Annotated in this window: 13 protein-coding genes and 1 tRNA gene; 3 read left to right on the forward strand and 11 right to left on the reverse strand. The window is 67.3% G+C overall.

Annotation, left to right across the window (positions count from 1 at the left end):
• Position 1 precedes the first annotated feature (1 nt).
• Positions 2-451, reverse strand: coding sequence for a 6-carboxytetrahydropterin synthase QueD (gene queD, locus E6O51_RS03990; RefSeq protein WP_136383690.1), 450 nt, complete (start codon positions 449-451; stop codon positions 2-4).
• 78 nt (positions 452-529) lie between these two features.
• Between queD and E6O51_RS03995 the strand changes: the two genes are divergently transcribed.
• Positions 530-1,381 (forward strand): radical SAM protein, encoded by an 852-nt coding sequence (locus E6O51_RS03995; RefSeq protein WP_136383691.1) that lies wholly within the window; start codon positions 530-532, stop codon positions 1,379-1,381.
• A gap of 31 nt (positions 1,382-1,412) precedes the next feature.
• On the opposite strand, the gene E6O51_RS04000 is transcribed toward E6O51_RS03995, so the two are convergent.
• Positions 1,413-1,709, reverse strand: coding sequence for a helix-turn-helix domain-containing protein (locus E6O51_RS04000; RefSeq protein WP_136383692.1), 297 nt, complete (start codon positions 1,707-1,709; stop codon positions 1,413-1,415).
• A gap of 452 nt (positions 1,710-2,161) precedes the next feature.
• On the opposite strand from E6O51_RS04000, the gene E6O51_RS04005 reads away from it, so the two are divergent.
• A complete protein-coding gene (locus E6O51_RS04005; protein ID WP_136383693.1) occupies positions 2,162-3,385 on the forward strand; it encodes an aspartate kinase in 1,224 nt (407 codons plus the stop codon).
• 50 nt (positions 3,386-3,435) lie between these two features.
• A tRNA-Ser gene (locus E6O51_RS04010) sits at positions 3,436-3,528 on the forward strand.
• A gap of 54 nt (positions 3,529-3,582) precedes the next feature.
• Here E6O51_RS04010 and E6O51_RS04015 read toward each other — a convergent pair.
• The 9 genes from E6O51_RS04015 to E6O51_RS04055 all read right to left on the reverse strand — a co-directional run bounded on the left by E6O51_RS04015 (position 3,583) and on the right by E6O51_RS04055 (position 16,677).
• The gene (locus tag E6O51_RS04015; RefSeq protein WP_136383694.1) at positions 3,583-3,990 is read right to left on the reverse strand and encodes a putative zinc-binding protein; all 408 of its coding nucleotides are present in this window, start codon (positions 3,988-3,990) and stop codon (positions 3,583-3,585) included.
• 15 nt (positions 3,991-4,005) lie between these two features.
• Positions 4,006-4,692: a response regulator gene (locus E6O51_RS04020; protein ID WP_136383695.1), complete on the reverse strand. Its 687-nt coding sequence runs from the start codon at positions 4,690-4,692 to the stop codon at positions 4,006-4,008.
• Complete coding sequence (locus E6O51_RS04025; protein WP_230976694.1) at positions 4,692-6,656, reverse strand: type IV pili methyl-accepting chemotaxis transducer N-terminal domain-containing protein; 1,965 nt, start codon at positions 6,654-6,656, stop codon at positions 4,692-4,694. The genes E6O51_RS04020 and E6O51_RS04025 overlap by 1 nt, the downstream gene beginning before the upstream one ends.
• A gap of 161 nt (positions 6,657-6,817) precedes the next feature.
• Complete coding sequence (gene narI, locus E6O51_RS04030) at positions 6,818-7,519, reverse strand: respiratory nitrate reductase subunit gamma (protein WP_136383697.1); 702 nt, start codon at positions 7,517-7,519, stop codon at positions 6,818-6,820.
• 11 nt (positions 7,520-7,530) lie between these two features.
• A complete protein-coding gene (gene narJ / locus E6O51_RS04035) occupies positions 7,531-8,073 on the reverse strand; it encodes a nitrate reductase molybdenum cofactor assembly chaperone (protein ID WP_136383698.1) in 543 nt (180 codons plus the stop codon).
• A 14-nt stretch (positions 8,074-8,087) separates the two neighbouring features.
• Positions 8,088-9,635 carry a nitrate reductase subunit beta gene (gene narH / locus E6O51_RS04040; protein WP_136383699.1) on the reverse strand — a complete coding sequence of 516 codons (1,548 nt, stop codon included), beginning with the start codon at positions 9,633-9,635 and terminating at the stop codon, positions 8,088-8,090.
• 244 nt (positions 9,636-9,879) lie between these two features.
• Positions 9,880-13,635 carry a nitrate reductase subunit alpha gene (locus E6O51_RS04045; RefSeq protein ID WP_136383700.1) on the reverse strand — a complete coding sequence of 1,252 codons (3,756 nt, stop codon included), beginning with the start codon at positions 13,633-13,635 and terminating at the stop codon, positions 9,880-9,882.
• Between the two features lie 89 nt (positions 13,636-13,724).
• Positions 13,725-15,389 carry an MFS transporter gene (locus E6O51_RS04050; RefSeq protein WP_136383701.1) on the reverse strand — a complete coding sequence of 555 codons (1,665 nt, stop codon included), beginning with the start codon at positions 15,387-15,389 and terminating at the stop codon, positions 13,725-13,727.
• Between the two features lie 28 nt (positions 15,390-15,417).
• On the reverse strand, positions 15,418-16,677 hold the full coding sequence (locus tag E6O51_RS04055; RefSeq protein ID WP_136383702.1) for an MFS transporter: 1,260 nt from the start codon (positions 16,675-16,677) through the stop codon (positions 15,418-15,420).
• Positions 16,678-16,823: the final 146 nt, after the last annotated feature.

Raw genomic sequence — 16,823 nt, forward strand, 5'->3', positions numbered from 1 at the left:
CTTACTCGGCGCCGCGGATCGCGTCGGCCCAGCAGTTGGGGGTTTCGTACAGGCGCACCTGCTCCAGGCGCAGATCGTTGCCGTAGGTGTCCCGGTACAGCGGGTCGAGGATGCGGAACGCGAGATGGGCCAGGTTCTCCGCGGTGGGGATGACGTCGAGCACCACCGTCTTGTGCCCGGGAATGCGCGCCAGCAGTTCCACCACCACGGTATCGCCGCGATATACCAGGAAGGCGTGGTCCCACAGGTCCACCAGATGGTGCTTGGCGATGGCCTTGACGTCGGCGAAGTCCATCACCATGCCGTTGACCGGCTGGCCGGCCGCGTCGATGATGCGGCCTGAGAGCGTCACCTCGATCGCGTAGCGGTGGCCGTGGATATGGCGGCACTGGCTGGCGTGATCGGGAATCCGGTGTCCGGCGTCGAATTCCAGTCGACGGGTGATGCGCATGTTCGATCTCGGCGGTAAAGGGCGCGGATTATAGCACCGCCCGGCCTCCCGCCGCCGGCCGTTTTCCCTTCCGCCACAATGACTTCCAGCAGCGTCCGACTCACCGTCCGCAACCACGACCGCGACCTGGCGGGGATGACCTACGTGTACCCCGTGCTGTCGCGCCGTGCGGGGGGCGTGTCGGTGGGGGTGAACCTGAACCCTAACAACGCCTGCAACTGGCACTGCGTGTATTGCCAGGTGCCGAACCTGGTGCGCGGTGCGGCGCCGAAGATCGATCTGGCGCAGCTCGAAGCCGAGCTGGACGGTTTCCTGACGGCCCTGGTGGAAGGCGATTGGCTGGCCCGCCACGCGCCGGCCGGCGGGCGGGAAATCCGTGACATCGCCCTGTCGGGCAATGGCGAACCCACCAGCGCGGCGGAGTTTCCCGACGTGGTCGAACTGATCCATCGCCTACGGGTGAAACACGGCCTGGAGCGCGTGCCGCTGCGCCTCATCACCAACGGCAGCCTGCTCGGCCGCCCCCGCGTGCGGGCGGGCATCGCGCGCATGGGGGAAATCGGCGGCGAGGTGTGGTTCAAGGTGGATGCCGGGCGCGGCGAGGACATCGCCCGCATCAACGGCGTGAAGCTGCCGGTGGAGCGCGTGGTGCGCAACCTGGCGGCCTGTGCGGCGCTGTGCCCGACCTGGGTGCAGACCTGCATGTTCCGCTGGGACGGGCAGGGGCCGGATGCGGAGGTGCTGGCGGCCTACCTGGACGTGCTGGAGCGCGCCGGCACGGCCCGTCTGCGCGGCGTGCTGCTCTATGGCGTGGCGCGCCCGTCCATGCAGTCCGAGGCGCCGCGGGTGTCGCAACTGCCCCTCGACGAGCTGGAGGCGATCGCCGAGGCCATAAAGGAAAAAGGGCTGACCGTTACGGTCAGCCCCTGAACCGGCAGCCCGTTACAGGCCGTCGGGATGTTCAGTTGCGCTCCTTGCGCTTGGCGCGCGCTTCCTTCTTGAGGGTCTTGTACAGTTCGGGGTTGCTGGCCTTGAGGTACTCGGCCACTTCCACGTCTTCCTTCTTGACCTTGTTGATGTCGATCTGCTCGATGTGCACCAGGCGCAGCAAGGCCTGCACCGGGCGGGGGATGTTGCGGCCGCTCTCATAGCGCGAACCACCACTTTGAGTCACGCCGATCTTGGACCAGAACTGGGACTGGTTCATGCCCAGCTTGCGGCGGATCTCACGAACGTCGATGTTTTCAAGATTCTTCATTGCCTCTTCCTGTTGAGTAATGTCAGGCGAGTTATGAGACACGGCTGACCGTTGAGGGTTCCATACAACTTAAGTTGTATGTTGGCTGCAGTATAGATCAGCATGTCCGGAACATACAAGCACGATATGAACATAATTGCGGTTAACCACAGGTCAAAGCCGTAAGACCATGTAACTAGACGGGTAATCGGATGCCATCGACCTGTTCCGGGTTGTCGCCGGTGCCCGACGCTTCGAGCCCCCGGAAGGGCATGCGCGAGAGCCTAATGCGAAGGCCAGAGGAGGTACTGGGAAGTAGTGCACGCTTCCCTGCACGCCGACCTGGCCCGGGCCGGTTCCCGGCAGCGGAGCGGACAGGGCGTGGATGCCGCGCTGCGCGCTACGTCGGACACGCAAAAAGGGCCCACATTCGTTAAAATCACGCCTTTTATCCACAGGCACTGGATACGACGATGGCACTGATAGTTCAGAAGTATGGCGGCACCTCGGTGGGCAGCCCGGAGCGGATCAAGAACGTCGCCAAGCGGGTGGCGAAGTTCCAGGCTCAGGGCCACCAGGTGGTGGTCGTGGTGTCGGCGATGAGCGGCGAGACCAACCGCCTGATCGCGCTGACCAAGGAGGTGGCCGCCAGCCCCGATCCGCGCGAACTGGACGTGGTGGTGTCCACCGGCGAGCAGGTCACCATCGGCCTGCTGTCCATGGCGCTGCAGGACATCGGCCTGCGGGCCAAGAGCTACACCGGCGCCCAGGTACGCATCCTGACCGACTCGGCGCACACCAAGGCGCGCATCCTGAACATCGACGAAGCGCCTATCCGCCGCGACCTGCAAGAAGGCAAGGTGGTCGTGGTGGCTGGCTTCCAGGGCGTGGATGAGAAGGGCAGCATCACGACCCTGGGCCGCGGCGGCTCCGACACCACCGGCGTGGCGCTGGCCGCCGCGCTGAAGGCCGACGAGTGCCAGATCTACACCGACGTGGACGGCGTCTATACCACCGACCCGCGCATCGTCCCGGAAGCGCGCAAGCTCGACACCATCACCTTCGAGGAAATGCTGGAAATGGCCAGCCTGGGCTCCAAGGTGCTGCAGATCCGCTCGGTCGAGTTCGCCGGCAAGTACAAGGTCAAGCTGCGCGTCCTGTCCAGCTTCCAGGAGGAAGGCGAGGGCACGCTCATCACTGTTGAGGAAGACACGAACATGGAACAACCCGTCATCTCCGGCATCGCGTTCAACCGCGACGAGGCCAAGATCACCGTGCTGGGCGTGCCCGACAAGCCCGGCATCGCCTACCAGATCCTCGGTCCGGTGGCCGATGCCAACATCGACGTGGACATGATCATCCAGAACGTCGGCCACGACGGCACCACCGACTTCTCCTTCACCGTGTCGCGCGGCGATCTGGACAAGACTGTCCGCATCCTCGACGGCGTCAAGGCCCATATCGGCGCCCGTGCCATCGAAAGCGACAAGGCCGCGGCCAAGGTGTCGGTGGTCGGCGTGGGCATGCGCTCCCACCCGGGCGTGGCCTCCAGGATGTTCCGCACCCTGGCCGAGGAAGGCATCAACATCCAGATGATCTCCACCTCCGAGATCAAGATCTCGGTGGTCATCGACGAGAAGTACCTGGAGCTGGCGGTGCGCGTGCTGCACAAGGCCTTCGGCCTGGAAACCGCCTGAGCGCAAATTGACCGGGGGGCGCCGAGCCGCTATGATCGCGCCTTCCTGACGGAGACGTGGCCGAGAGGTCGAAGGCACTCCCCTGCTAAGGGAGCATACCGGCAAAACCGGTATCAAGGGTTCGAATCCCTTCGTCTCCGCCATCGAATGAAAAAGCCCTTGAGATTCAAGGGCTTTTTTCTTTGGCACGCTCCGGTTCAGCGCGGTTTGGGTTCCGAAGCGGCACCGGCGAGCCGCGCGGCCGTCCTGGCCAGCGCGGGCAGCAGGGCGGCGGCCTGGGCCGGGTCGAAGCGGGCTTTCCGACGCTTGCGTACCCCGAGCAGGTCCAGGCGCACGTGCGCGGCGGGGACGAGGCCCTCGGTGGCGAGCGTTTCCCTGACGCAGGCGAGCACGCAGCCGTCCAGCGCCAGGATGGGGCGGCCGGAATGGGCGGTCTTCAGCAGCGCGGGCACCTTGCCGCCGACGCCGGCGATGCAGGACATCTCGGCCGCTCCCAGGGTGTCGAGTTCGAGCGCCAGGTGGTTGGCGAGCTGGGCGGCGCTGGAACAGCCGGAGCAGGAATAGACCAGCGGCGGCCGGATGGTGCGCGGGGTGGGCGGATTCATGGCGGTGCTCTCCGGTCAGGGTGGCGGTGCGATGCCGTGCTCCACGGCGTACACCGCGGCCTGCACGCGGCTCGCCAGCCCCAGCTTGCGCAGGGTGTTCTGTACGTGGATCTTGACCGTGCTCTCGGCCAGGTCCAGTTCGCGGGCGATCTCCTTGTTGCTCGCGCCGCGGGCGATGAAGCCGAGGATTTCCCGCTCGCGTGGGGTGAGCCGCTCGGGGCCCTCGCCGCGCAGGGAGGGCGCCGCCGGGCGTTCGGCGGGCGCTCCGCGCAGGCCGCCGAGCAGTTTGCCCATCATGCGCGGGGAAACCACCGATTCGCCGTGCGCTGCGGCGTGGATGGCGGCCACCAGGGTGTCGGTCTCGATGTTCTTCAGCAGGTAGCCGCAGGCGCCGGCGCGCAGGGTTTCGAGCAGGTCTTCGGCCTCTTCCGACACGGTCAGCATCAGCACGTGCGACTCCGGCGTCTCCCGGCTGATCAGTTGCGCGGCCTCGCGCCCGGACAGGCCGGGCATGTGCAGGTCGAGCAGCACCACGTCGGGCCTGAGCTGGGCGGCGCGCTTGACGCCTTCCATGCCGTCGCCGGCCTCGCCGGCGATCTCGAATTCCGGGTGGCGCTGCAGCAGCGAGCGGATGCCGCTGCGGAACAGGCTGTGGTCGTCCACCAGCAGGATGCGGATGGGTGTTTCGGCGGACGGGTCCATCAGGCGGCCTCCTCTTGCTTGCGGTGCAGTTCCAGGCGGATTTCAGTGCCCTTGCCGCGCGAGGAGCGGACGAAGAACCGGGCGCCGATGCCGGCGGCGCGCTCCTTCATGATCTGCAAGCCGATGTGGGCCTGGCCGTCGTCGGCGCGGCGTTCGGCGTCGAAGCCCACGCCGTCGTCGCGCACGGTGACGGACAGGCCTTCCAGCCCGCGGCGCAGCAGCACGGTAGCGGTGCGCGCGTCGGCGTGCTTGCGCACGTTGGAGAGCGCTTCCTGGACGATGTAGAGCACCTGGGTTTCGGTCTGCGGGTCGAGGGGTGCGCCGTCGCCCTGGATGTCCAGGTCGGTGGCGATGCCGGTCTGTTCGGCGAGCCGCCGCAGCGCCGCGTCCACGGCGGCGTCCAGGTCCTGCTGGACGCCCACGCCGGTGCGGAAATGCACCAGCAGTTCGCGCACGTCCTCGTAGCTCTGCTGCACGCCCTGGCGGATCATTGCCAGAATGCCGCGCATCTCGGCCTCGTCGCCGCCGCCGATGCTCTCTTCGAGCAACTGCGCCTGCAGGTTGAGAAAGGCCAGCGACTGGGCGATGGAGTCGTGCAGTTCGAGCGCCAGCAGGTTGCGCTCCTCGGACACCGCCATCTCCCGCTCGCGCGCCTGCAGGCGCAGGTTGTCGATGGCGGTGCCGAGCTGCTGGCCCAGCGTGGCAAGCAACTGGCGTTCGGACTCGTCGGCGGGGCGCAACTCGTCGAAATACAGGTTGAACACGCCGATGGGGCGCCGGTTGGCGCTGACGGTGGCCGCGGCCACGGTGCGGAAGCCCGCGCGCCGGCAGGTGTCCAGGGGCAGCAGCGCCGGGTTGCGGGCCACGTCGGTGATGAAGGCGACGTTGTGCTCCACGGCCGCACCGCACACGCACTGGCCACAGGCCAGTACCGCCTCGTCGTCGAGGAAGTGTTCGTCCAGGCCCTCGCACACGGTGATGCACAGCTTCTGCGAATCCCGGTCGAGCAGGCGCACGGAACTGGCGCGCGCGCCCAGGGTGTCCTGCACGCGCTGCAGGAAGCCGCGGCACAGGCCGTCGATGTCGTTCGGTTCGTGCAGGAAGCCGCTGGTGGTGTAGAGGATCTCCAGTTCCCGGTTCTTCTCGGTGAGCCGGCGGGTCTTGTCCTCGACGCGCTGTTCCAGTGTGGCGTGCAGGTCCTGCACGTGGCAGGCCATGGTGTTGAAGCCTTCGGACAGTTCGCCCAGTTCGTCGCGCGCGAATACCGGCACGCGCACGGAAAAGTCCTCGGCGGCCATGCGGCGTACGCCTTCGGTCAGTTCGGACACCGGGCGGATCACCAGCACGAAGAAGAAGCGGACCAGTGCCAGCGTGCCGATCACGGCCAGCCCGATTAGCACCACCTGCGAGGTGCGCAGGATGTTGGTGCTGCGCGCGTAGCTGTGCTCCATCTTCAGCACCACGTCGTTGATGCCGGTGACGAAGGCGCCGACCGTGGCGTCGAAGCCGTTCATGTCCAGACGCAGGGCGAAAGGTTCCGGCGTGGCGGCCAGGCGTTCGAGCAGCGGGCGGATGTCGAGCGTCCATATCCGGACCAGGTGGCCGAGGTCGGCGGGGATCTCGTCGTCGCGGGGGATGAACAGCGGGCGGGTGGGGTCGCCGCGGCCCAGCTTGGCCAGCGTGTCTTCGAAGCCGCGGATTTCGGTGTGGATGAGGGCGGCGAAGGCGCTGCGGTCGCCCGGCTCGGCGTCGGCCCGTGCCAGGTGGTAGGCGATGTGGTAGGCGCGCATGCGCAGGCTGCCGGCATCGTTGATCGCGGCCGCCGCGCCTTCGAGCTGCCAGGAGATGAACAGGGTGAGCGCGATGGCGGCGAGCGCCACCACGAAGAAACCGAGCAGGATGCCGACGATCTTGCCCGACAGGCGCTGGCCGAACCAGGCGGACGGCGGCGGCACCGGTTTCACGGCCGTCTGCTCCGCGCCCGGGGCGGATCGGGAGGGGGCGGCACGCATGGGGGGCGGATCATGGGGCGCTGCGGCCTGGGGGAGCGATTCGATGCGCGGATTCTGGAGCGCCGCCGGCCGGGGTGCCTTGACCGCAGTCAATCACCCCGGGCCGGCCGGCTTCAGGCCGAGGCCCGCGCGCGGCGCTTGCTGCGCACGATCTGGTAGGCGCGCCCGAGGTAGGTGAAGGGCGCGGTCCATACGTGCACCAGGCGGGAGAAGGGGAAGAGCAGGAACACCGTCATGCCGAGGAACATGTGCAGGCGGAACACCGGTTCGACGTCCGCCAGCAGTTCGGGCTGCGGGTTCAGCGTGACGACGCTGTTCACCCAGGCCGCCAGCGCCAGCATCACCGAGGCGTCGCCGTGGCCGGCGTGGCCGATGGACACCGGCAGGGTCGAGAGCCCCAGCAGCAGCGTGACCAGGATCAGCGACAGGATGGCGTTGTCCATGTAGCGGCTGGCGGCGCGCACCCGGGGGTTGAACACCCGGCGCAGCCACAGGATCGTCGCGCCGACCAGGCACAGGGTGCCGAACACGCTGCCGGCCGCGATGGCCAGCCACTGGTGGGCCATGTCCGAGACCCCGAGCGCGATCCACAGGGCGTGGGGCAGCACCAGGCCGGCGAAGTGGCCGAGGAAGATGGAGATGATGCCCACGTGGAACAGGTTGCTCGCCAGCACCATGTGGCGCCTGGAGAGCAGCATGGAGGAATCGGTCTTCCAGGTGTATTGCTCGTGGTCGTAGCGAATCCAGCTACCGACGAAGAACACCGTCAGCACGATGTAGGGATAGACCCCGAAGACGAGTTTGAGCAGGTTCATGGGGTGCTCCTTCAGACGGGGAGGCGGGCGAGGCTGCCCTGTTGTTCGACGATGCGCACCAGCGGCGCGTAGCGGCTGGCGGACTTTTCCAGGTTGGCGGCGAGCACGGCGAGCACCTTGGCCACGTCGGCCAGGAACACGTGCGCCTCGTCCAGCCCCAGCGTGGAGGCGAACTCCAGCATCAGCGGCAGGAAGTCCGGCAGTTCGCGCGGGTCGGCCTGGAGCCCGTAGCCGCGGTAGAACTCGCCCAGGTCCACCAGCGCCGGGCCGCGGGTCTTCTCCTCGCCGAAGAGGTGATGGGTGAGGTGCAGGCTGTGCTCGGCGGTGAGGTCGAAGGTCTGCACGTATTCGGCCTGGCGCCCGGCCGGATCGGCGGCGAGCAGATCGGCGACGAAGGCCGCCAGCGTGGCGTGTTCCCCGGTGCCGAGCACGCCGGCACCGTCTTCGGCGGCCACGAAGCCTGCGGGGTCGGACCCGGCCGCCTCGCGCAGGGCAGCGAGGAAGGCGTCGGTCGGGTAGTCGAGCAGGGCGGAAAGCAGGCGGAAGATTTTCATCGTGGTCGTCTCCATCAGTCGCGCGGTGCGAGGGGGGCCGGTTCGCGGGATTCCACGGTCTCGCGGCGGCGCTCGGGGAACAGGGAGTTGGGCGACACGCCCGGCGAGGAGTCATTGCCGAAGGTGAAGCCGTTCTGGCCCTGGAAGCCGTAGTAGTCGTCCAGGCGGATTTCCTCGTGGGAGGTCGGAATGACGAAGCGGTCCTCGTAGTTGGCGATCGCGAGGTAGCGGTACATCTGCTTCGCGGTGTGCTCGTCGATGCCGGCGGCCGCGAGCGCCCGGGTGTCCGGCCTGCCGTCCACGTGCACCGAGCGCATGTAGGAGCGCATGGCGATCAGCCGGTTGAGGGCCGAGGTGACGTATGCGGTCCGGCCGGCGGTGAAGAGGTTGGCCAGGTACTGCACGGGCAGGCGCATGGCCTCGGCCTTGGGGATCACCCCGTCGGCCTCGGTGGGCAGGTTCTTCTGGTCGATCTGGGACTGCACCGGGGAGAGCGGCGGCACGTACCAGATCATCGGCAGGGTGCGGAACTCCGGGTGCAGCGGGAAGGCGATCTTCCACTCCACGGCCATCTTGTAGATGGGCGACTTCTGCGCGGCGTCGATCCAGGCCTGCGGCACGCCGTCGGCCAGGGCCTGGGCGATGATGGCCGGGTCGTTCGGGTCGACGAAGAGGTCCAGGTGGGCCTGGTAGAGATCCTGCGGATCGTCGGTGCCGGCGGCGTCCAGCAGCCTGTCGGCGTCGTACAGGATGATGCCGTTGTAGCGGATGCGGCCGACGCAGGACTCCGAGCACACCGTGGGCAGGCCGGATTCCACGCGCGGGTAGCAGCCGATGCACTTCTCGGCCTTGGAGGATTCCCAGTTGAAGAACACCTTCTTGTACGGGCAGCCGGAGATGCACATGCGCCAGCCGCGGCAGCGGTCCTGGTCGGCGAGCACGATGCCGTCCTCCTCGCGCTTGTACATGGCGCCCGACGGGCAGGATGCGACACAGGCCGGGTTGATGCAGTGGTTGCAGATGCGCGGCAGGTAGAGGTGGAAGGTGTTCTGGAACTGCTTGTAGATCTCCTTTTCCATGCGCGAGAAGTTGGGGTCCTGGGCGCGGGCGGCGAACTCGCCGGCCAGGTCGTCCTCCCAGTTCGGCCCCCAGGTGATCTTGTCCATCTTCTCGCCGGTGATCTGCGATACCGGGCGCGCGGTGGGCGCGGCCTCCGACAGGGGGGCGTTCTGCAGCCGCGCGTAGTCGTAGGTGAAGGGCTCGTAGTAGTCGTCGATCTGCGGCATGTTGGGGTTGGCGAAGATCTGCACCAGCTTCTTCACCCGGCCGCCGGCCTTCAGTTCCAGCTTGCCGTTGATCTTCTCCCAGCCGCCCTTCCACTTCTCCTGGTTCTCCCACTGCTTCGGGTAGCCGATGCCGGGCTTGGATTCCACGTTGTTGAACCAGGCGTACTCGATGCCCTTGCGGTTGGACCACACGTTCTTGCAGGTCACCGAGCAGGTGTGGCAGCCGATGCACTTGTCCAGGTTGAACACCATCGCGAATTGCGCGCGGATTTTCATGCGTTTTCTCCGTTAGCTGATTCCTCCTCCCCCCTTCAAGGGGGGAGGTCGGGAGGGGGGATGGGTTTCGGTCGGGTCGGGCGGTACGGCTTATCGAAGCCGCCGCTGGAAACCCATCCCCACCCCGGCCCTCCCCTTGAAGGGGAGGGAGCAGACCCCGCCGAGCGTCTCGAACAGGAAGCAGCTCCCCACCCCGGCCCTCCCCTTGAAGGGGAGGGAGCAGACCCCCGCTTGTCTCCAGTTCTTACTGCGCCCCCACCCCCACCGGATTCCGCTGCGCCTCCCGTTCCGGCGTGAGCGGCCGTTCCAGCCAGTCGATGTCCCCGTCGGCCACCTTGTGCAGCACCACCACCTCGTCGCGCTGGCAGCCCACCGTGCCGTAGTAGTTGAAGCTGTAGGCGAGCTGGGCGTAGCCGCCGACCATGTTGGTGGGCTTGACGATGACCCGCGTGACCGAGTTGAGGATGCCGCCGCGCTTGCCCGTGGAGGGCGAGCCGGGCACGTTAACGTTCTTCTCCTGGGCGTGGTACATCAGCGCCATGCCGCGGGGCACGCGCTGGGACACCACGGCGCGGGCCATGGTGGCGCCGTTGGCGTTGATCGCCTCCACCCAGTCGTTGTCGGCGAGGCCGATCTCCTTCGCGTCGTCCTCGGACACCCACACGTAGGGGCCGCCGCGGAACAGGGACAGCATGCGCAGGTTGTCCTGGTAGCTGGAGTGGATGCCCCACTTGGAGTGGGGGGTGATCCAGGACAGGGTCAGGTGCGGCTTGCGGCGCACGCTGTCGGGCACCTTGTCCTGCGCCTTCAGGTCGATGGGCGGCTTGTAGGTGCACAGGCCCTCGCCGAAGTCCAGGAACCACTCGTGGTCCTGGTAGAACTGGGCGCGGCCGGTGAGCGTGCGGAAGGGGATGTGCTCGTGGATGTTGGTGTAGCCGGCGGTGTAGGACACGGTCTCCGACTCGATCCCCGACCAGGTGGGCGCGGTGATGATCTTGCGCGGCTGGGCCTGGATGTCGCGGAAGGTGATCTTGTCCTCGTGGCGTCCGGCGTACAGGTGGTGGTGGTCGAGGCCGGTCTTCCTGGACAGGGCGCTCCACGACTTGTGGGCCACCTCGCCGTTGGTTTCCGGCGCCATGCGCATGATGGCGTCGCACACCGAGATGTCCTCTTCCAGCGAGGGCATGCCGTGGGAGATGCCGGGCAGTTCTACCGTGCGGTTGCCCTTCTTCAGTTCCTCGTATTCCTGCTCGGTGTTCCAGTCGATGCCCTTGACGTTGTTGCCGATCTTCGTCATCAGCGGGCCCAGGGCGATGAACTTGCGGTAGGTGTTGGGGAAGTCGCGCTCCACCACCTTGAGCAGCGGCAGGGTCTTGCCCGGCACCGGCTCGCATTCGCCCTTCTTCCAGTCGCGCACTTCGCCGAAGGGCTGGGCGAGCTCGAAGGGGGAGTCGTGCTGCATGGGCAGGGCCACCACGTCCTTCGCCACGCCCAGGTGCTTCTCGGCCAGGTCGGAGAACTTCTTCGCGATGGACCTGAAGATCTGCCAGTCGCTCTTCGACTCCCAGCCCGGCGTCACCGCCTCCGACAGGGGGTGGATGAAGGGGTGCATGTCGGTGGTGTTGAGGTCGTTCTTCTCGTACCAGGTGGCCGTCGGCAGGATGATGTCCGAGTAGGCGCCGGTGGAGTTGAGGCGGAAGTTGATGTCCACCATCAGGTCCAGCTTGCCGGCCGGCGCCTCCTCGCGCCATTTCACTTCCCGCGTGCCCTTGCCGTCGCCGCCTTCCTGCAGCACGCCGTTCTGCGCGCCCAGCAGGTGCTTGAGGAAGTATTCGTGGCCCTTGGCCGAAGTGCCGATCAGGTTGGCCCGCCACACGAAGAGATTGCGCGGCCAGTTCTCCGGCGCGTCCGGGTCGGCGAAGGCCACGTCCAGCTCGCCGTTCTTCAGTTGCTCGACCATGTACCGGGCGATGCCGGCCTCGTCCTTCGCGCCGGCCTTCTCGGCGTCGGCGACGATCTGCAGCGGGTTGGCGTTGAAGTGCGGCGCTGAGGGCAGCCAGCCCAGGCGGGTGGCGACCACGTTATAGTCCGCCAGGCGGTAGCCCTTGTACCGGGCCCTGGCCGCCGGGTGCATCAACTGGTCGGCGTCGATGGTCTCGTAGCGCCACTGGTCGGTGTGGAAGTACCAGTAGGAGGTGGAGTTCTGGTGGCGCGGCGGGCGCTGCCAGTCGGTGGCGAAGGCGATCGGCGCCCAGCCCGCCTGCGGACGCAGCTTCTCCTGGCCCACGTAGTGCGCCCAGCCGCCGCCGGTCTGGCCCACGCAGCCGCACAGGTGCAGCAGGTTCATGATGGAGCGGTACTGCATGTCGTTGTGGTACCAGTGGTTGATCGCCGCGCCCATGATCACCATGGACTTGCCGCGCGTCTTGGCGGCGTTGTCGGCGAACTCGCGCCCGGTGCGTTCGATGTCGGCCGCCTTCACGCCGGTCACCCGGGCCGCCCAGGCCGGGGTGTAGGCCACGTCGGCGTCGTCGTAGCTGCTGGCCACGTTGGGGCCGCCCAGGCCGCGGTCGATGCCGTACTGGGCGACCTGCAGGTCGAACACCGAGGTCACCAGGGCCTCCTCGCCGGAAGCGAGGCGGATGCGCCGCACCGGCACGTTGCGGTACAGCAGGCCGGGTTCGCCCGGCTGGAAGTGGGGGAAGCCCACCGGCACCACCTCGTCGCGCTCGGCCAGGCAGGACAGTTCCGCCTCGATCTCCTCCTGGGCCGCGCCGTTCTTCGGCAGCAGGTTCCACCTGCCTTCCTCGCCCCAGCGGAAGCCGATCGAGCCGTTGGGCGCGACGAAGGCGTGCGAGCGGGCGTCATAGACCACGGTCTTCCACTCGGGGTTGTTGGCCTCCCCCAGTGCGCCGTCGAAGTCCGAGGCGCGCAGGTTGCGCCCGGACACGTAGCCGTCCTCGTGGGGGCGCAGGATGACCTGCATCGGCAGGTCGGTGTACTTGCGCGCGTATTCCTGGAAGTAGGGCTCCTCGCGGTCGATGAAGAACTCCTTCAGCGCCACGTGGCCCATGGCCAGGAAGGCCGCCGCGTCGGTGCCCTGGCGCACCGGCATCCACAGGTCGGCGAACTTGACGTATTCCGCGTAGTCCGGCGCCATGGAGACGATCTTCGCGCCCTTGTAGCGCACCTCGGTGGCGAAGTGGGCGTCCGGCGTGCGGGTCATCGGCAGGTTGGCGCCGGTGATGATGAGATAGGTGGAGTTGTACCAGTCGGCCGCCTCCGGCACGTCGGTCTGTTCGCCCCAGGTCTGCGGGCTGGCCGCGGGCAGGTCGCAGTACCAGTCGTAGAAGGAGCCACAGGCGCCGCCGATCAGCGAGAGGTAACGGGAACCCGCGGCGTAGGAGATCATCGACATCGCCGGAATCGGCGAGAAGCCGTAGATGCGGTCCGGGCCCCACTTCTTGATGGTGTAGATGTTGGCCGCAGCGATGATCTCCAGCACCTCGTCCCAGGTGGTGCGCAGGAAGCCGCCCAGGCCGCGCACCTTGACGTACTTGTCGCGCTTGGCGTCGTCCGCCTGGATGGCTTCCCAGGCCTGCACCGGGTCCTTGCCGGTTTTCTTCTCGGCGCGGTACAGCTCCAGCAGGCGGCCGCGGATCATCGGGTGCTTGATGCGGTGCGGGCTGTACAGGTACCAGGAGAAGGACGCGCCGCGCTGGCAGCCGCGCGGTTCATGGTTGGGCAGGTCCTCGCGGGTGCGCGGGTAGTCGGTCTGCTGCATCTCGAAGGACACCAGGCCGTTCTTGACGAAGATCTTCCAGGAACAGCCGCCGGTGCAGTTCACGCCGTGGGTGGAGCGCACCACCTTGTCGTGGCGCCAGCGGTTGCGGTAGGCATCCTCCCAGTTGCGGTCCTCGTTGGTGACGATGCCGTGGCCGTTCGCGAAGGTGTCCTGCACCTTGTCGAAGAACCGCAGGCGGTCGAGAAAATGACTCATGGTGTGCTCCTTGTTCCAGGGATGCGGCGGTATTTCTTATGGGCTGCGGCGCGGGGGCGCCGCGGTCTTTGTCCGGGGTTTGGGGGGCGTCAGGGGTTGCGGATGCAGGCGTCGCGGCGCAGGTAGAACCACCAGTTGATCAGCACGCACAGGGCGTAGAACACGGCGAAGCCGTACATCGCGTACTCCGGCGTGCCGGCCTTGATCTGGCCGCCGATCACCACCGGGGCGATGAAGGAGCCGTAGGCCGCCACCGCCGAGGTCCACCCCAGCACCGGGCCGCGCTGGTCCTTGTCGAACACCACGCCCACGGTGCGGAAGGTGGAGCCGTTGCCGATGCCGGAGGCGGCGAACAGCACCACGAAGAGCACCATGAACGGCAGGAAGTACTGTTCCGGCGTGGCCGACTGGTAGGCCAGGTGCATCACGTAGCCGGTGATGGCCGACGCGACGACCAGCACGACGGAAATCCACTGGGTGACGATGGAGCCGCCCAGCTTGTCCGAGATCCAGCCGCCCACCGGGCGGATCAGCGCGCCGACGAAGGGGCCGATCCAGGCGTACATCAGCGCTGACGGAGCGTTGGGATTCCTGGCATGCACCCAGGTGCCGGCGGCGGCGTCGAACTCGTGGGTGTTGCCGAAGATCACCGTGATGGATAACGGCAGCGCCATGGAGAAGCCGATGAAGGAGCCGAAGGTCACCACGTAGAGCGCGGTCATGGACCAGGTGTGGCTGTTGCGGAAGATGCCGAACTGCCTGTCCAGGTTGGCCTTCATGTCGCCCGTGGCGACCGCCTTGAGCGCGAACAGCGTGCCGAAGATCACCAGCGGCAGCACGATCCACATGCCGGCCCCCGACAGCAGGCCCGAGCCGCTGGGCGCGGGCAGGTAGAGCCAGAGGCCGATGCCGGCCACCACCAGGGCGACGCCGTAGAAAAGCAGGATGCGGCCGAAGGCGACGCCGGTGGAGCCGATGTTGGGGGAGACGGTCTTGAGGTTGTTGAGGCCGAACCAGCCCACCACCGCCAGCGGCACCAGCAGCACCAGCCAGACGAAGCCGGCGTTCTGCACCCAGGTCGGCGTGCCGGCGGCAATCGAGCCGATCAGCGTGGCCGAATCCTTGGCGAGCGGGATAGGGGCGCCGGCCAGCGCGCCGAACACGCCCACGGTCATCACCGCCGGGATCAGCAGTTGCGAGGTGGTGACGCCGAAGTTGCCCAGCCCGGCGTTGAGCCCCAGCGCGGTGCCCTGCAGGCGCTTCGGGTAGAAGGTGGAGATGTTGGCCATGGAGCAGGCGAAGTTGCCGCCGCCGATGCCCGAGAGCAGCGCCATCGACTGGAACACCCACAGCGGCGTGGCGGTGTCGCGCAGCGCCAGCCCCGTGCCGAGCGCGGGGATCATCAGCAGCGCGGTGGTCAGCCACACCGTGTTGCGCCCGCCGCAGATGCGGATGAAGAAGGAGGCCGGGATGCGCAGCGTGGCGCCCGACAGCCCGGAGATGGCGGCGATGGTGAACAGCTCTTCCGGTGTGAACGGGAAGCCGGCGTTGGCCATCTGCACGGTGATGATTCCCCACATCAGCCACACGGCGAAGCCGCACAGCAGGCTGGGAATGGATATCCACAGATTGCGGCTGGCGATGCGGCGGCCGGTGCTGCGCCAGAAGTGCTCGTCTTCGGGGTTCCAGTAGTCGATTTCGGCGCCGTCGCCGCCGGGGGGCAGGGGCAGCGTCTGGACCTTGGCAGTGTTCATGAAGTGTCTCCGGGAAGGTCTGGGCGAATCAGCGGGAAGCTGCGGCCGGTGCGGCGTCGGCGTGCAGCACGTCGGTGCGGCGCACCTCGGTCCAGTACATCCAGATCAGCGACACCCAGGTGACGCCGTAGAGCAGCATGAAGGCGCTGGAGCGCACCCCGGTGAGGTCGAGCAGGGCGCCGAACATGATCGGCAGCAGGAAGCCGCCCAGCCCGCCGATCAGGCCGACGATGCCGGACACGGCGCCGATCTCGTGGGGGAATTCGTCCGCGATGTACTTGAACACCGAGGCCTTGCCGAAGGCCCAGGCCACGCCCACGACGAACATCAGCGCGGTGAAGAACCACACGTTGTGATGGATCTCGAAGGTGCGCGGCCCATCCACCGTGAGCACGGTGAATTGCGTGTGCGGGTAGGAGAGCAGGAACAGGCAGATCCACGACACCCACATCACCCACCAGGTGACCTTGTGGGCGCCATAGCGGTCGGAAAGCCAGCCGCCCGCCGCGCGCAGCACGCCGCCGGGCAGCGAGAAACAGGCGGCCAGCAGCGCGGCCGCCTCCAGCCCCAGGCCGAACTCGGCCACGTAATACTTGGTCATCCACAGCGCCAGCCCCACGTAGCCGCCGAACACGATGGAGTAGTACTGGCAGTACTTCCACACCCGCGGGTTGCGCAGCACGCGCAACTGGTCGGCGAAACCCACGTGCGAACCCACCCGGTGTTCCGGGTCGTCGTAGGTGAAGAACCAGAAGGCCAGCGCCACGACCAGCATGGCCGCGGCAAAGGCCTGCGGCACGAACTGCCAGCCGAAGCCCACCACCATCGCCGGGGCGACGAACTTGGTGAGCGCCGCCCCCGAGTTGCCGGCGCCGAACACGCCCATCGCGAAGCCCTGGTTGCGCCGCTCGAACCAGCGCGCACAGTAGGCGATGCCCACCGAGAACGAGCCGCCGGCCAGGCCCACGAACAGCCCGGCGAGCAGGAACTGCCAGTACTGCGTGGCCTGGGAGATCAGCCAGGTCGGCAGCACCGTGGCCAGCATCAGCGCGAAGAACACGACGCGGCCGCCGTACTTGTCGGTGAACATGCCCAGCGGCAGGCGCACCAGCGAACCGGTGAGCACCGGCGTGGCGGCCAGCAGGCCGAACTGGGTCTCGTTGAGCGCCAGCAGTTCCTTGATCGGGATGCCGATCACCGCGAACAGCATCCACGCGGCAAAGCACATCGTGAATGCCGTGGTGCTCATGACCAGTACCGAAAGCTGCTGCCGGCGTCGCGTCGCCATCTCCCTTACCTCGATCCGTGGATGCCGTGCGGCTCCATGCGGGACCAGAGTCTGGCGATTCGCGGGTCCGGCGAACATTCGCCGGAAGCAGGGGGCAAGGACTAGTCCTTCGGGTGGGGTATGGCGTGCCGGTACTAGGCCGGGTG

The organism is Pseudothauera rhizosphaerae (assembly GCF_004801305.1).
GTDB classification, from domain to species: Bacteria; Pseudomonadota; Gammaproteobacteria; order Burkholderiales; family Rhodocyclaceae; genus Pseudothauera; species Pseudothauera rhizosphaerae.